Source organism: Methylocystis sp., assembly GCF_046349115.1.
Taxonomy (GTDB): Bacteria; Pseudomonadota; Alphaproteobacteria; order Rhizobiales; family Beijerinckiaceae; genus Methylocystis.
Genome location: NZ_JAXMCX010000006.1, coordinates 13,986 through 28,259, shown reverse-complemented (window position 1 = coordinate 28,259; position 14,274 = coordinate 13,986). Strand labels below are relative to the sequence as shown.

Genomic DNA, 14,274 nt, shown 5'->3' with positions numbered 1-14,274 from the left:
GCGGTCCCAAAGGACGAGACAATGAACGGTCAAAACATCCGGATTCGCCTCAAGGCGTTCGATCACCGGATTCTCGACACGTCGACGAAGGAAATCGTCTCGACGGCCAAGCGCACCGGCGCTCAGGTCCGCGGTCCGATTCCGCTGCCGACGCGCATCGAAAAATTCACGGTGAACCGTTCGCCTCACATCGACAAGAAGTCGCGCGAACAGTTCGAGATCAGGACGCATAAGCGCGTTCTGGACATCGTCGATCCCACCCCGCAGACGGTGGACGCGCTAATGAAGCTCGATCTCGCGGCGGGCGTCGACGTCGAGATCAAGCTCTAAGGGAATTCAGGCGGCGCTCCTCAAATGTAGCGAGCGCGCTTTGCGAAGGATTGGATCATGCGGTCGGGCGTCATCGCGCAAAAGGTCGGAATGACCCGCGTCTTCACGGAGGCGGGCGAGCATGTGCCGGTCACGGTCTTAAAGCTCGACGGTTGTCAGGTCGTCGCGCAGCGGACCATGGAAAAGAACGGCTACACCGCCGTTCAACTCGGCATCGGCCGCGCAAAGGTGAAGAATGTCTCCAAAGCCGAACGCGCGCGTTTCGCGGCGGCGAAGGTGGAACCGAAGCTGAAGCTCGCCGAATTCCGGGTGAAGGAAGAAGAGCTGCTGCCGATCGGCGCCGAGATCACCGCGGACCATTTCGTCGTCGGCCAGTTCGTCGACGTGACCGGAACGTCGACCGGCAAGGGCTTCGCGGGTCCGATGAAGCGTTGGGGCTTCGGCGGTCTGCGCGCCTCGCATGGCGTCTCGATTTCGCATCGTTCGCATGGTTCGACCGGCGGCCGTCAAGACCCCGGCAAGACGTTCAAGAACAAGAAAATGGCTGGCCATATGGGCGTCGAGCGGGTCACCACGCAAAATCTGCGGGTGGTGCGGACGGACCCGGATCGCGGCCTGCTGCTCGTTGAAGGCGCGGTGCCGGGCACCGCCGGCGGCTGGATTTTCGTTCGCGACGCGGTGAAGCGCGCGCTTCCCAAGGATGCGCCGCAGCCGGGCAAGTTCCGGCTGAATGGCGATGGGGAGGCCGAAGCCGCCGCGCCGCAAGAAGAGAAGAAGGAGGACTGAGCCGTGAAGATCGACGTCACGTCGTTCGACGGCCAGGCGGCCGGTTCGATCGAACTCTCCGATGAGGTCTTCGGCCTTGAGCCGCGCAAGGACCTCATCTTCCGCATGATCCGCTGGCAGCTCGCCAAGCGGCGCGCCGGCACCCACGCGGTGAAGAATCGCGCCGACATCGCGCGCACCAGCAAGAAGCTGCATAAGCAGAAGGGCACCGGCGGCGCCCGTCACGGCTCGGCGCGCGCGCCGCAGTTCCGCGGCGGCGGACGCGCCTTCGGCCCGCTGGTGCGCAGCCATGCGCATGATCTGCCGAAGAAGGTGCGCCAGCTCGCGCTGAAGCACGCTCTGTCGGCGAAGGCGAAGGACGGCGGCATCATCGTTTGGGAGACGGCGGAACTCGCCGAGCCGAAGACGAAGACTCTCGCGTCGGGCTTCGCCAAGACCGGTCTCGAGAATGCGATCATCATCGTCGGCGGCGCGCCGCAGAGTAATTTCGCGCTCGCCGCCCGCAACATCCCGAAGATCGACGTTCTGCCCGTCGAAGGCGTCAATGTTTACGACATTCTCCGCCGCGAAAAGCTGGTCCTGACCCGCGCCGCCGTGGACGCGCTGGAGGCGCGACTGAAATGAGCAAGGACGTTCGCCATTACGACGTGATCGTATCGCCGGTCATCACCGAGAAGGCGACGCTCGCCTCGGAGAGCAACAAGGTCGTCTTCAACGTCGCCAGGACCGCGACCAAGCCGCAGATCAAGGCGGCGGTCGAAGGCCTCTTCGAGGTCAAGGTCGAAAGCGTCAATACGCTGGTGCGCAAGGGCAAGATCAAGACGTTTCGCGGCCAGCGCGGCCAGCAGAGCGACGCCAAGAAGGCGGTCGTGACCCTCGCCGAGGGCCACAAGATCGACGTGACGACCGGACTGTAAGGAAGGCGTGGGGATAAAACTATGGCGCTGAAGACATTCAAGCCGGTCACGCCGAGCCTTCGCCAGCTCGTCATCGTCGACCGCAGCGAGCTCTACAAGGGCAAGCCGGTCAAGACGCTGACCGAGGGCAAGACCTCGAAAGGCGGGCGCAACAACGCCGGCCGGGTCACCGTGCGTTTTCGCGGCGGCGGCCATAAGCAGGCCTATCGCCTCGTCGATTTTAAGCGGCGCAAGCTCGACATTCCCGGCAAGGTCGAACGGCTCGAATATGATCCGAACCGCACCGCGTTCATCGCCCTAATCCGTTACGCCGATGATGAGCTTGCTTACATTCTCGCGCCGCAGCGACTCACCGTCGGCGACGAGGTGATCGCCGGCAATCAAGTCGACGTGAAGCCCGGCAACGCCATGCCGATCGCCAATATCCCGGTCGGCGCGATCGTGCACAATGTCGAGATGAAAATCGGCAAGGGCGGCGCCATCGCCCGTTCGGCGGGAACCTATGCGCAGATCGTCGGCCGCGACCAGGGCTATGTGATCGTCCGGCTCAATTCCGGCGAGCAGCGCCTCGTGCACGGCCAGTGCTTCGCCACCATCGGCGCCGTGTCCAATCCCGATCATATGAACACGTCGATCGGCAAGGCCGGCCGTTCGCGTTGGCTCGGCCGCCGCCCGCATAACCGCGGCGTCACCATGAATCCGATCGACCATCCGCATGGCGGCGGCGAAGGCCGCACCTCGGGCGGCCGTCATCCGGTCACCCCCTGGGGCAAGCCGACCAAGGGCAAGAAGACCCGCACCAATAAGTCCACCGACCGTTTCATTGTGTCCTCGCGGCACAATCGCAAGAAGAAGGGCTAACCCATGACGCGCTCGATCTGGAAGGGCCCGTTCGTCGACGGCTATCTTCTCAAGAAGGCCGAGGCCTCGCGCGCCTCGGGCCGTTCCGAAGTGATCAAAATCTGGAGCCGCCGCTCCACGATCCTCCCGCAATTCGTGGGACTGACCTTCGGCGTGCACAACGGCCAGAAGCATATTCCCGTGTCGGTGTCGGAAGACATGATCGGGCATAAATTCGGCGAGTTCGCTCCGACCCGCACCTTCCACGGCCACGCGGCCGATAAGAAGGCCAAGAGAGGCTAAGAGAGGCTACAATGTCGAAGGAAGCCAATCCGCCCCGTCTTGCGGACAACGAAGCGAAGGCCGTCGCGCGCATGCTGCGCGTGTCGCCGCAAAAGCTCAATCTGCTTGCGCAGCTGATCCGCGGCAAAAAGGTCGATCGCGCGCTCGCCGATCTGGAGTTCTCCAGAAAGCGGATCGCGCATGAGGTGAAGAAGACGCTGGAAAGCGCAATCGCCAACGCCGAGAACAATCACGGCCTCGATGTCGACGATCTCGTCGTCGCACAGGCCTATGTCGGCAAGGCGCTGGTGATGAAGCGTTTCCATGCCCGCGCCCGCGGCCGGGCGAGCCGGGTCGAGAAGCCCTTCGCCAATCTGACGATCATCGTGCGCGAAGTCGAAGCGCAAGCCAACGCCTAAAGGATAGAGACCATGGGTCAGAAGGTTAATCCGATCGGGCTGCGACTGGGCGTCAACCGCACCTGGGATTCGCGCTGGTTCGCCAATAAGGGCGAATACGCCAAGCTGCTGCACGAGGACATGGCGATCCGCGAGGCGGTGGCGAAAACCTTGAAGCAGGCGGCGGTGTCGAAAATCGTCATCGAGCGCCCGCACAAGAAGTGCCGCGTGACGATCCATTCGGCGCGTCCCGGCGTCGTCATCGGCAAGAAGGGCGCGGACATCGACAAAATCCGCAAGCTCGTCGGCAAGCTCACCGGCAGCGAAGTGGTGATCAACATCGTCGAAGTGCGCAAGCCCGAGACCGAGGCCGCGCTCGTCGCCGAGTCGATCGCCCAGCAGCTCGAGCGCCGCGTCGCCTTCCGCCGCGCGATGAAACGCGCCGTGCAGTCGGCGATTCGTCTCGGCGCGCAGGGCATTCGCATCAATTGCTCGGGCCGTCTCGGCGGCGCCGAAATCGCGCGTCTCGAATGGTATCGCGAGGGCCGCGTGCCCCTGCATACGCTGCGCGCCGACGTTGATTACGGCACGGCGACCGCGCATACCGCCTATGGCGCCTGCGGCATCAAGGTCTGGATCTTCAAGGGCGAAATCCTCGAACACGATCCGATGGCGCAGGACAAGAAGGCGGCCGAACAGGCCGCCGGCGGCGGCGATCATCATGACCGCGATCGCGATCGCGGCGGCGAACGCCGTCGTCGCGAGCCGCGCGAACCGCGCGACGCGGCGTAACGATCAAGATCAAAGAGCGCTATCATGCTGCAACCCAAACGCACCAAGTTCCGCAAGGCCTTCAAGGGCCGCATCCGGGGCGCCTCCAAGGCGGGCTATTCGCTGGACTTCGGTCAGTTCGGCCTGAAGGCGCTCGAGCCGGAGCGCATCACCGCGCGCCAGATCGAAGCTGCGCGCCGCGCCATGACGCGCCATATGAAGCGCGCCGGCCGCGTCTGGATCCGTATCTTCCCGGACGTGCCGGTCTCCAAGAAGCCGACCGAAGTGCGCATGGGCAAGGGCAAGGGCGCGCCGGAATTCTGGGCGGTGCGCGTCGCGCCCGGCCGCATCATGTTCGAGATCGACGGCGTGCCGGCGCCGCTGGCGCGCGAAGCCTTGACGCTCGCCGCCGCGAAGCTGCCGATCAAGACGCGCTTCATCGAACGCATCGCTGAATAAGGGGGACGTGATGAAATCCAAGCAGCGCCTCTCCGACATCAAGGCGATGACCGAAGATCAGCTCAATGACGAAGTGCTGAAGCTCAAGAAGGAGCAGTTCAATCTGCGCTTTCAGCGGGCGACCGGCCAGCTCGAGAACACCTCACGCGTGCGCGTCGTTCGTCGCGACATCGCCCGCGCCAAAACCATCGCCGCGCAGAAGCGCGTCAAGGAGCAAGGTTAAAGCGCCATGCCGAAGCGAATTCTCCAGGGCGTCGTCGTCAGCGACAAGCAGAACAAGACGGTGGTAGTGAAGGTCGAGCGCCGTTTCACCCATCCGCTGTTCCAGAAGACGGTGCGCCGCACGAAGAACTATCACGCCCATGACGAGAATGGCGCGTTCAAGGTGGGCGATGCGGTGACGATCGAAGAGACCGCGCCGATTTCGAAATTGAAGCGCTGGCGCGTCGTCGAAGAGGCGGCCAAGGCGTAGTCGAACGAACAACCCTCCGGACGAAGTCGGCCGCTCCACCGCGGGCATGCCGAAACCAGACCGGAACGAAAGGCGGGTAAGCCATGATTCAGATGCAAACCAATCTCGACGTTGCCGACAATTCCGGCGCGCGCCGCGTGATGTGCATCAAGGTGCTGGGCGGCTCCAAGCGTAAATACGCCGGAGTCGGCGACATCATCGTCGTGTCGATCAAGGAGGCGATCCCGCGCGGCCGCGTCAAGAAGGGCGACGTGCTCAAGGCGGTCGTCGTGCGCACCTCGAAGGACATCAAGCGCTCCGACGGCTCGGTGATTCGCTTCGATTCGAACGCCGCCGTTCTGATCAACAATCAGAAGGAGCCGATCGGCACCCGCATCTTCGGACCGGTGCCGCGCGAGCTGCGCGCCAAGAATCACATGAAGATCATCTCGCTCGCTCCGGAGGTTTTGTAATGGCCGCCAAGATCAAGAAGGGCGACAAGGTCGTCGTTCTCGCCGGCCGCGACAAGGGCCGCAGCGGCGAAGTGCTGCGCGTGATTCCCGACGAAGGCCGCGCCGTCGTCGACGGCGTCAACATGGTCAAGCGCCATCAGCGCCAGACCAAGGATCGCGAAGCCGGCATCGTCAACAAGGCCGCGCCGATCGATCTGTCGAATCTCTCGCTCGCCGATCCCAAGGACGGCAAGGCGACGCGCGTCGGCTTCAAGATTCTCGACGACGGCCGCAAGGTCCGCGTCGCCAAGCGTTCCGGAGAATTGATCGATGGCTGAGGAAAAGAAGCCGAAGGCCGAAAAGCCCGCCAAGGCTCAAAAGCCCGCCGCGGAAGGCGCGGCGGCCAAGGAGCCGAAGAAGGCCGCCAAATCCGCCGAGAAGGCCGACGCCAAGGAAAAGCCGGCGAAGCCCGCGGCGCTCGAGCCCGGCTACAAGCCGCGCATGAAGAAGCACTATGACGAGGTCGTGCGCGAGGCGCTCACCAAGCAGTTCGGCTATAAGAACGCGCTTGAAGTGCCGACGATCGAGAAAATCGTGCTCAATATGGGCGTCGGCGAATCGGTCAATGACAGCAAGAAGGCGGCGGCGGCCGCGGCGGATCTCGGCCTCATCGCCGGGCAGAAGCCGGTTGTCACCCGCGCCCGCAAGGCGATTTCAACCTTCAAGCTGCGCGAGAACATGCCGATCGGCGCGAAGGTGACGTTGCGCAAGACGCGCATGTATGAATTCCTCGACCGGCTGATCACCGTCGCTCTGCCGCGCGTGCGCGACTTCCGCGGATTGAATCCGAAGTCCTTCGACGGACGCGGCAATTACGCGCTCGGCATCAAGGAGCACATCGTGTTTCCGGAGATCGACTACGACAAGGCCGAGTCGATTCTCGGCATGGACGTGATCGTCTGCACGACGGCCAAGACCGACGAAGAGGCCCGCGCCTTGTTGAAGGCGTTCAATTTCCCGTTCCGGCAGTGAGGGCGTAACGGCTCCTCAAACGCGGATACCGAAAGGCGAAACTGGCAATGGCGAAGAAAAGCGCGATTGAGAACAACAAGCGGAAGCAAAAGCTCGTCAAATCCTATGCGGGTCGGCGCGCCCGGCTGAAGGCGGTCGCGAAGGACAAGTCGCTGAGCGTCGAAGAGCAGTTCGAGGCGCGTCTCAAGCTCGCCGAGCTGCCGCGCAATTCCGCGCAGGTGCGGGTGCGCAATCGCTGCGAAGTGTCGGGCCGTCCGCGCGCCTTTTATCGCAAATTGAAAATGTCGCGCATCGCGCTGCGCGAACTCGGCTCCCGCGGCCTCGTGCCCGGCCTTGTGAAGTCGAGCTGGTAAGGAGACGAATAAATGGCGATCAACGATCCCTTGGGCGATCTCCTCACCCGCATTCGCAACGCGCAGATGCGCCGCAAGGACAAAGTGTCCTCGCCGGGCTCGAAGCTGCGCGCCCATGTGCTCGACGTGCTGAAGGAAGAGGGCTATATCCGCGGCTATAGCAGCACCGACTTCGGCAATGGCCGCACCGAGTTCGAGATCGAGCTGAAATATTTCGACGGCGAGCCGGTGATCAAGCAGATCGAACGCGTGTCGCGGCCGGGTCGGCGCGTCTATGCGGCGGTCGGCGCGGTGCCGCGCGTGGCGAACGGCCTCGGCGTCACCATCGTGTCGACGCCAAAGGGCGTGATGGCCGATCATTCGGCGCGCGAAAACAATGTCGGCGGCGAGGTGCTGTGCAAGGTCTTCTAGACCTTGCGCCTCATCAAACAGGATTTGCAACAATGTCTCGTATCGGCAAGAAGCCTGTCGTCGTTCCCGCCGGCGTCACCGCCAAGGTGGACGGTCAGCTCGTGCAGGTGAAGGGCGCGAAGGGCCAGCTGGAGTTCCTGGTTCCCGACGAGGTTTCCGTCGTCCAGCAGGACAACGCCCTCAAGGTCGACCCGCGCAACGAAACCAAGCGCGCCCGCGCCTTTTGGGGCACGGCGCGCGCCCGGATCAACAATCTCGTCGTCGGCGTGACGTCCGGCTTTGAAAAGAAGCTCGAAATCACCGGCGTCGGCTATCGCGCCGCGGTGCAGGGCAAGACCTTGCAACTCGCGCTCGGCTATTCGCATGACGTGAATTTTCCGATCCCGGCCGGCATCGCGATCGTGACGCCGAAGCCGACGGAAATCACCGTCAGCGGGATGGACAAGCAGCAGGTCGGCCAAGTCGCCGCCGAAATTCGCGCCCTGCGCGGCCCCGAGCCCTATAAGGGCAAGGGCGTCAAATACGCCAATGAATTCATCTTCCGCAAGGAAGGCAAGAAGAAGTAAGGACCCGCCATGGCCAGGGATGTCAAAGTCGAACAGCGTCGCAAGGCGCGCGTGCGCCGGGCGATCCGTGAACGCGCCAATGGGCGGCTGCGTCTATCGGTGTTTCGCTCGTCGAAGCAGATCTACGCCCAGATCATCGACGATGAAAAGGGCGCGACGGTTGTCGCCGCCTCGTCGATGGAAAAGGACAATCGCGAAGCCTTAAAGACCGGCGCGAATGTCGAGGCGGCGAAGATCGTCGGCAAGCTGCTTGCCGAACGCGCCGTCGCCAAGGGCGTCAAGCAGGTCGTGTTCGACCGCGGCGCTTACATGTATCACGGCCGTGTCAAGGCGCTGGCCGACGGCGCCCGCGAGGGCGGGTTGGAGTTTTAAGAAGCGGCGCGCGCCGCTCTAGGGCGCGCGCCAAAAGCGCGAATGCGCGTCGGCGCTCATGCGCCGGGCGCCGATCCGAAGGATCGGCAATAAACGAAGCGAGCGGCGTGCGAGCGCCGCGTAAGTGACGGAAGAGAAAATGGCGCGTGAAGGAGAAGGCGGTCGCGGCCGCGATCGTGATCGTGAGGAGCGCGACAGCGAATTTGTGGACCGCCTGGTCCACATCAATCGCGTCGCCAAGGTGGTCAAGGGCGGCCGGCGTTTCGGCTTCGCCGCGCTTGTCGTCGTCGGCGACCAGAAGGGCCGCGTCGGCTATGGACATGGCAAGGCGCGCGAAGTGCCAGAGGCGATCCGCAAGGCGACCGAAGCGGCGAAGCGCGCGCTGATCCGCGTGCCGCTGCGCGAAGGCCGCACGCTGCATCATGACGTTCACGGCCGCCATGGCGCGGGCCGCGTCATTCTGCGCGCGGCGCCGGCGGGCACCGGCATCATCGCCGGCGGCCCGATGCGCGCCGTGTTCGAGACGCTCGGCATGCATGACGTGGTGGCGAAGAGCCAGGGCTCCTCGAACCCCTACAACATGATCCGCGCGACCTTCAATGCGCTTGGCCATGAGGATTCGCCGCGCTCGGTCGCGGCGCGCCGCTCGCTCAAAGTCTCGGTGCTGCAGTCGCGCCGTCAGGGCGTCGACGCCGACGCCGTCGACGCGTAAGGAGACGACCCATGACGCAGAGCAAGCAGCAGATCGTCGTCGAGCAGACTGGCAGTCCGATCGGTCGTCCCGAGCGTCAGCGCCGCACGCTTCTTGGCCTCGGCCTGACGCGCATCGGCCGCCGCCGCGCGCTGGAAGACACGCCGGCCGTGCGCGGCATGATCGCCAAGGTCGCGCATCTCGTCAAAATCGTCGACGGCAAGACCGTCGACGGGAAGTGAGGACGCGGCCATGAAACTCAACGAAATTACCGACAATCCGGGCGCGAGCAAGGACCGCATGCGCGTCGGCCGCGGCATCGGCTCCGGCAAGGGCAAGACCGGCGGTCGCGGCGTCAAGGGCCAGAAGGCGCGCACCGGCGTCGCCATCAAGGGCTTCGAGGGCGGCCAGATGCCGTTGCATCGTCGCCTGCCCAAGCGCGGGTTCTATAATCCGTTCTCGATCGACTACAATGAAGTCAATCTCGGGCGAATCCAGCAGGCGGTCGACGCCGGCAAGCTCGACGCCAACGCCCCGGTGACGCTCGATGCGCTGCTGGCGGCGGGCGTCGTCGCCAAACCGCGCGACGGGGTGAAAATCCTCGGCCAGGGCGAGTTGAAGGCGAAGCTCGCCTTCGAGGTCGCGGCGGCCTCGAAATCCGCCGTCGCCGCGATTGAGGGCGCCGGAGGCTCGGTGAAGCTTCTCGCCGGCGAGCCGGCGGCGCAATAAAGCAAAATACGCGACCGCTCTCGCGTGAGCGGCCGCGCCGTTTTATATCAAGCGCTCAGAGCGGAGCCGGGCGCGCCTCGGCGAAGCGCTTGCCCTCCGCCCAACAAAATGCGTCGCATGGACGGCGGCGCGACAGGGGAGTTCCTACATGGCATCGGCAGCCGAGCAGCTCGCGGCCAACGTCAATCTCTCCGCCTTCAGCAAATCGGAGGAGTTGAAGAAGCGCATCTGGTTCACGCTGGGCGCGCTGATCGTCTACCGCCTCGGCACTTACGTGCCGCTGCCCGGCATCGACCCCGAAGCCTTCGCCAAGAGCTTCTTCGGCCAGTCGAAGGGCATGCTCGAACTCTTCAATATGTTCGCGGGCGGCGCGGTGCAGCGCCGCGCGATTTTCGCGCTGAACATCATGCCGTATATTTCGGCCTCGATCATCATTCAGCTGCTCACGTCAGTCATCCCGACGCTTGAAACGCTGAAGAAAGAGGGCGAGCAGGGCCGCAAGGTCCTCAACCAATATACGCGCTACCTCACCGTCGCGCTCGCGACCTTCCAGGCCTACGCCATGGCGATCGGGCTCGAGGGCCAGCCGGGCGTCGTCACCGATCCTGGCCTTTTCTTCCGCGTCACCACGGTCGTGACGCTCGTCGGCGGCACGATGTTCCTGATGTGGCTTGGCGAGCAGATCACGTCGCGGGGCATCGGCAATGGCTCCTCGCTGATCATTTTCGCCGGTATCGTCGCCGCCTTCCCCTCGGCGATCGTGTCGACCTTGGAATTGGGACGCCAGGGCGCGATCTCGACCGGGCTGATCATCGGCGTGATCGTCATGTCGCTCGCCGTCGTCGCCTTCATCGTCTTCATGGAGCGCGCCCAGCGGCGCCTGCTGATCACCTATCCCAAGCGCCAGCACGGCAATCGGGTCTATGAGGGGCAGACGTCCTTCCTGCCGCTGAAGCTCAACACGTCCGGCGTCATTCCGCCGATCTTCGCGTCGTCATTGCTGCTGCTGCCGACGACGGTGGCGAATTTCTACCAGTCGACCGGCAGCGAAAGCATTTTCGCGACGATTTCCGCCTATTTCGGCCATGGCCGGCCGCTGTATATGCTTGCCTATGTCGGACTGATCGTCTTCTTCGCCTTCTTCTATACCGCGATCGTGTTCAATCCGGTCGAGACGGCGGACAATCTCAAGAAGCATGGCGGCTTCCTGCCTGGCATCCGGCCCGGCGAGCGCACGGCGAAATTCATTGACGACGTCTTGATGCGCGTCACCGTGCTCGGCGCCGCCTATCTCGCCATCATCTGCCTCATCCCGGAAGGGCTGATCGCCTACGCCAATCTGCCCTTCTATTTCGGCGGCACCTCGCTGCTCATCGTGGTCAGCGTCACTATGGATACGGTGTCGCAAATTCACGGCCATATGCAGGCGCAGCAATATGAAGGGCTGATCCGCAAGGCCAAGCTTCGCGGCGGGAAACGCGCCCGATGAGGCTGGTGCTGCTCGGCCCGCCCGGGGCCGGCAAGGGAACGCAGGCGGCGCGTTTGGTCGAACGGCACGGTGTGCCGCAACTGTCGACCGGCGACATGCTGCGCGCCGCGGTCGCGGCGAAAACGCCGCTCGGCCTCAAGGCCAAGGAGATCATGGACGCCGGCAGGCTGGTGCCGGACGACGTCGTGATCGGCCTGATCGACGAGCGGCTGAATTCGCTGGACTGCGCCAACGGGTTCGTTCTCGACGGTTTTCCGCGCACCGTGGCCCAGGCCGAGGCGCTGCAGAAGCTTCTCGACCGCAGGGGCCTCGCGCTCGACGCCGTGCTCGAACTCGCCGTCGACGAGGGCGCGCTCGTCGAGAGAATGCGCAAGCGGGTGAACGAGACCGTCGCCGCGGGCGGCGAGGCGCGCGCCGACGACAATCCCGAGAGCTTCAAGACGCGGGTCGAGGCCTATCGCGCCCAGACCGCGCCGGTTTCCGCCCATTACGCGGGGCGCAGCCAATTGACCAGGATCGACGGCATGGCGCCGATCGACGAGGTGACGGCGGCGATTGATCGGGCGCTGGGCGCGGCGGTTGGACGCGCCTAGATCAGCTGCATCGGACCTGAACGCCGAAAGGCGACCACATAGGCCCTTCCAAGGCCATAGAGCGCGGCTTACGCGAAAAGCCGGCGTCCACTTTTTTTCGACGCGCGCGAGTAATTACGTGAATCCGCTTGACCCTTTGGCTCATCCCACCTAAATAAGCGGTCTTCACGTTGTTGGACAGTCGGCTCCGGCTCCCGGATCGGGGGGCGGGGCCTGTTTTCGTATGAAAACGGTTCGCAACCGTTCGCAAGGGCCGGGCTCCACCGGACGCGGACGCCATCCCGGAGCCTAAGGCTCCTCTCACATGGAGAGACAAGTGGCCCGTATTGCAGGCGTCAATATTCCGACCAATAAGCGCGTCGTCATCGCGCTCCAATATATCCACGGGATCGGCCCCAAGAAGGCGGCGGAGATTTGCGAGAAGGTGAGCATCCCGTCCGAGCGGCGCGTGGCGCAGCTCACCGACGCGGAAGTCCTGCAAATTCGCGAGACCATCGACCGCGACTATATGGTCGAGGGCGATCTGCGCCGCGAGGTCGCGATCAACATCAAGCGACTGATGGACCTTGGCTGCTATCGCGGCCTGCGTCATCGCCGCCAGCTGCCCGTGCGCGGCCAGCGCACCCACACCAACGCCCGCACCCGCAAGGGCAAGGCGAAGCCGATCGCCGGCAAGAAGAAGTAATTCCGGGGCTTCGGCAGTCGGGCTTCGGCAGTCGGACTTCGATTGCCGACTGCCGATCTGCCGACTCCCCATCAGGTGGAGCCGCTGGCATTACGGCGGCGTCGATATCGAAAGGCAAACTGAACCATGGCCAAGGACACAACGCGCGTTCGTCGCCGCGAGCGCAAGAATATCGTTTCCGGCGTCGCGCATGTGAATTCGACCTTCAACAACACCATGATCACCATCACCGATGCGCAGGGCAACACCGTGTCCTGGTCCTCCGCCGGCTCGATGGGCTTCAAGGGTTCGCGCAAATCGACGCCCTACGCCGCGCAGATGGCCGCCGAAGACGCCGCCCGCAAGGCCGGCGAGCATGGCGTGCGCACGCTTGAAGTCGAGGTTTCCGGCCCCGGCTCCGGCCGCGAATCGGCGCTGCGGGCGCTGCAGGCGGCGGGGTTCACCGTCACCTCGATCCGCGACGTGACGCCCATTCCCCACAATGGCTGCCGGCCGCGCAAGCGCCGCCGCGTCTAAGGGTCTCCGGATTGTCTGATTTGATTTCGCGCGGCGCGCCCCGACGCCGCATTCAGGAGCTTCAAGGAAAGGCCTCCAAGTGAGCATCCAGAAGAACTGGCAGGAACTCATCAAGCCGAACAAGCTCGACGTCACGGCCGGAGACGATCCGAAGCGCGTGGCGACGGCCGTCGCCGAGCCGCTGGAGCGCGGCTTCGGCGTGACGCTCGGCAACGCCCTTCGTCGTATCCTGCTGTCGTCCTTGCAGGGCGCCGCGATCACCTCGATCCATATCGACGGCGTGTTGCACGAATTCTCGTCGATCCCCGGCGTGCGCGAGGACGTGACCGACATCGTCCTCAACATCAAGGACATCGCCATCAAATATCAGGGCGAGGGCATAAAGCGCCTGACGCTCAAGAAGACCGGACCGGGCCTCGTCACCGCCGGCGATATCCAGGCGACCGGCGACGTGCAGATTCTCAATCCCGATCTCGTCATCTGCACGCTCGACGAGGGCGCCGAAATCCGCATCGAATTCACCATCGCGACCGGCAAGGGCTATGCGCCGGCTGATCGCAACCGCGCGGAAGACGCGCCGATCGGCCTCATTCCGATCGACAGCCTCTATTCGCCGGTCAAGAAGGTCAGCTATCGCGTCGAGAACACCCGCGAGGGCCAGGTGCTCGACTATGACAAGCTGACTCTGACAGTCGAGACCAATGGCGCGATCAGCCCCGAGGACGCGCTCGCCTTTTCGGCGCGCATTCTGCAGGACCAGCTCAACGTCTTCGTCAATTTCGAGGAGCCGCGCCGCGAGGAGGCCGCCCCGTCGATTCCGCAGCTCGCCTTCAATCCGGCGCTGTTGAAGAAGGTCGACGAGCTGGAGCTTTCGGTGCGCTCGGCGAACTGTCTGAAGAACGACAATATCGTTTATATCGGCGACCTCATTCAGAAATCGGAAGCGGAAATGCTGCGCACGCCGAACTTCGGCCGCAAGTCGCTCAACGAGATCAAGGAAGTGCTGGCGCAGATGGGCCTGCATCTCGGCATGGAAGTGCCCGGCTGGCCGCCGGAAAACATCGACGATCTCGCGAAGAGGTTCGAGGAGCATTATTGAGTGAATAGTGAGATGGTGAGTAGCGAGTAGCCACTCTACTCGTTACTCACCA

Annotated in this window: 26 protein-coding genes; all 26 read left to right on the top strand. The window is 63.9% G+C overall.

Annotated elements, in window-relative coordinates; genetic code table 11:
• The first annotated feature begins 21 nt into the window (after positions 1-21).
• The 26 genes from rpsJ (at position 22) to U1E20_RS14365 (ending at position 14,222) form a co-directional block, all read left to right on the top strand.
• Positions 22-330 carry a 30S ribosomal protein S10 gene (gene rpsJ / locus U1E20_RS14490; protein ID WP_014890764.1) on the top strand — a complete coding sequence of 103 codons (309 nt, stop codon included), beginning with the start codon at positions 22-24 and terminating at the stop codon, positions 328-330.
• Positions 331-387: 57 nt separating this feature from the next.
• Positions 388-1,116, top strand: a complete 729-nt coding sequence (rplC, locus tag U1E20_RS14485) for a 50S ribosomal protein L3 (protein WP_409981330.1) — start codon at positions 388-390, stop codon at positions 1,114-1,116.
• A gap of 3 nt (positions 1,117-1,119) precedes the next feature.
• Positions 1,120-1,740: a 50S ribosomal protein L4 gene (gene rplD, locus U1E20_RS14480; RefSeq protein WP_409981329.1), complete on the top strand. Its 621-nt coding sequence runs from the start codon at positions 1,120-1,122 to the stop codon at positions 1,738-1,740.
• Positions 1,737-2,033 carry a 50S ribosomal protein L23 gene (locus tag U1E20_RS14475; protein WP_409981328.1) on the top strand — a complete coding sequence of 99 codons (297 nt, stop codon included), beginning with the start codon at positions 1,737-1,739 and terminating at the stop codon, positions 2,031-2,033. Before rplD ends, U1E20_RS14475 begins: the two co-directional genes overlap by 4 nt.
• Positions 2,034-2,054: 21 nt before the next feature.
• Positions 2,055-2,894, top strand: coding sequence for a 50S ribosomal protein L2 (rplB, locus tag U1E20_RS14470; RefSeq protein ID WP_409981327.1), 840 nt, complete (start codon positions 2,055-2,057; stop codon positions 2,892-2,894).
• A gap of 3 nt (positions 2,895-2,897) precedes the next feature.
• Positions 2,898-3,176, top strand: coding sequence for a 30S ribosomal protein S19 (gene rpsS, locus U1E20_RS14465; protein WP_409981326.1), 279 nt, complete (start codon positions 2,898-2,900; stop codon positions 3,174-3,176).
• Positions 3,177-3,187: 11 nt separating this feature from the next.
• Positions 3,188-3,574 (top strand): 50S ribosomal protein L22, encoded by a 387-nt coding sequence (rplV, locus tag U1E20_RS14460; RefSeq protein ID WP_409981325.1) that lies wholly within the window; start codon positions 3,188-3,190, stop codon positions 3,572-3,574.
• Between the two features lie 12 nt (positions 3,575-3,586).
• Positions 3,587-4,345, top strand: coding sequence for a 30S ribosomal protein S3 (gene rpsC / locus U1E20_RS14455; protein ID WP_409981324.1), 759 nt, complete (start codon positions 3,587-3,589; stop codon positions 4,343-4,345).
• 24 nt (positions 4,346-4,369) lie between these two features.
• Positions 4,370-4,783, top strand: coding sequence for a 50S ribosomal protein L16 (gene rplP, locus U1E20_RS14450; protein ID WP_138166879.1), 414 nt, complete (start codon positions 4,370-4,372; stop codon positions 4,781-4,783).
• 10 nt (positions 4,784-4,793) lie between these two features.
• A complete protein-coding gene (gene rpmC, locus U1E20_RS14445) occupies positions 4,794-5,006 on the top strand; it encodes a 50S ribosomal protein L29 (RefSeq protein WP_409981323.1) in 213 nt (70 codons plus the stop codon).
• Positions 5,007-5,012: 6 nt separating this feature from the next.
• Positions 5,013-5,255, top strand: a complete 243-nt coding sequence (gene rpsQ, locus U1E20_RS14440) for a 30S ribosomal protein S17 (protein WP_409981322.1) — start codon at positions 5,013-5,015, stop codon at positions 5,253-5,255.
• A gap of 83 nt (positions 5,256-5,338) precedes the next feature.
• Positions 5,339-5,707, top strand: coding sequence for a 50S ribosomal protein L14 (rplN, locus tag U1E20_RS14435; protein ID WP_138166882.1), 369 nt, complete (start codon positions 5,339-5,341; stop codon positions 5,705-5,707).
• Positions 5,707-6,024 (top strand): 50S ribosomal protein L24, encoded by a 318-nt coding sequence (gene rplX / locus U1E20_RS14430; RefSeq protein WP_409981321.1) that lies wholly within the window; start codon positions 5,707-5,709, stop codon positions 6,022-6,024. The genes rplN and rplX overlap by 1 nt, the downstream gene beginning before the upstream one ends.
• Entirely contained in the window at positions 6,017-6,718 is a 702-nt protein-coding gene (gene rplE / locus U1E20_RS14425) for a 50S ribosomal protein L5 (RefSeq protein WP_409981320.1), read from the top strand. The genes rplX and rplE overlap by 8 nt, the downstream gene beginning before the upstream one ends.
• Positions 6,719-6,765: 47 nt before the next feature.
• Positions 6,766-7,071: a 30S ribosomal protein S14 gene (rpsN, locus tag U1E20_RS14420; RefSeq protein WP_409981319.1), complete on the top strand. Its 306-nt coding sequence runs from the start codon at positions 6,766-6,768 to the stop codon at positions 7,069-7,071.
• Between the two features lie 12 nt (positions 7,072-7,083).
• Positions 7,084-7,482, top strand: coding sequence for a 30S ribosomal protein S8 (gene rpsH, locus U1E20_RS14415; RefSeq protein ID WP_409981318.1), 399 nt, complete (start codon positions 7,084-7,086; stop codon positions 7,480-7,482).
• A gap of 32 nt (positions 7,483-7,514) precedes the next feature.
• Positions 7,515-8,048, top strand: coding sequence for a 50S ribosomal protein L6 (gene rplF / locus U1E20_RS14410; RefSeq protein WP_409981317.1), 534 nt, complete (start codon positions 7,515-7,517; stop codon positions 8,046-8,048).
• A 9-nt stretch (positions 8,049-8,057) separates the two neighbouring features.
• Entirely contained in the window at positions 8,058-8,420 is a 363-nt protein-coding gene (gene rplR, locus U1E20_RS14405; protein WP_409981316.1) for a 50S ribosomal protein L18, read from the top strand.
• 139 nt (positions 8,421-8,559) lie between these two features.
• On the top strand, positions 8,560-9,132 hold the full coding sequence (gene rpsE / locus U1E20_RS14400; RefSeq protein WP_138166889.1) for a 30S ribosomal protein S5: 573 nt from the start codon (positions 8,560-8,562) through the stop codon (positions 9,130-9,132).
• Between the two features lie 11 nt (positions 9,133-9,143).
• A complete protein-coding gene (gene rpmD, locus U1E20_RS14395) occupies positions 9,144-9,353 on the top strand; it encodes a 50S ribosomal protein L30 (RefSeq protein WP_409981315.1) in 210 nt (69 codons plus the stop codon).
• 10 nt (positions 9,354-9,363) lie between these two features.
• Positions 9,364-9,840 carry a 50S ribosomal protein L15 gene (gene rplO, locus U1E20_RS14390; protein ID WP_409981314.1) on the top strand — a complete coding sequence of 159 codons (477 nt, stop codon included), beginning with the start codon at positions 9,364-9,366 and terminating at the stop codon, positions 9,838-9,840.
• A gap of 148 nt (positions 9,841-9,988) precedes the next feature.
• Positions 9,989-11,329, top strand: a complete 1,341-nt coding sequence (gene secY / locus U1E20_RS14385) for a preprotein translocase subunit SecY (protein ID WP_409981313.1) — start codon at positions 9,989-9,991, stop codon at positions 11,327-11,329.
• Positions 11,326-11,922 (top strand): adenylate kinase, encoded by a 597-nt coding sequence (locus U1E20_RS14380; RefSeq protein WP_409981312.1) that lies wholly within the window; start codon positions 11,326-11,328, stop codon positions 11,920-11,922. Before secY ends, U1E20_RS14380 begins: the two co-directional genes overlap by 4 nt.
• A 316-nt stretch (positions 11,923-12,238) precedes the next feature.
• Complete coding sequence (gene rpsM / locus U1E20_RS14375; RefSeq protein ID WP_409981311.1) at positions 12,239-12,607, top strand: 30S ribosomal protein S13; 369 nt, start codon at positions 12,239-12,241, stop codon at positions 12,605-12,607.
• Between the two features lie 126 nt (positions 12,608-12,733).
• Positions 12,734-13,123 (top strand): 30S ribosomal protein S11, encoded by a 390-nt coding sequence (rpsK, locus tag U1E20_RS14370; RefSeq protein WP_014890740.1) that lies wholly within the window; start codon positions 12,734-12,736, stop codon positions 13,121-13,123.
• A gap of 79 nt (positions 13,124-13,202) precedes the next feature.
• Positions 13,203-14,222, top strand: coding sequence for a DNA-directed RNA polymerase subunit alpha (locus U1E20_RS14365; RefSeq protein WP_409981310.1), 1,020 nt, complete (start codon positions 13,203-13,205; stop codon positions 14,220-14,222).
• Positions 14,223-14,274 lie beyond the last annotated feature (52 nt).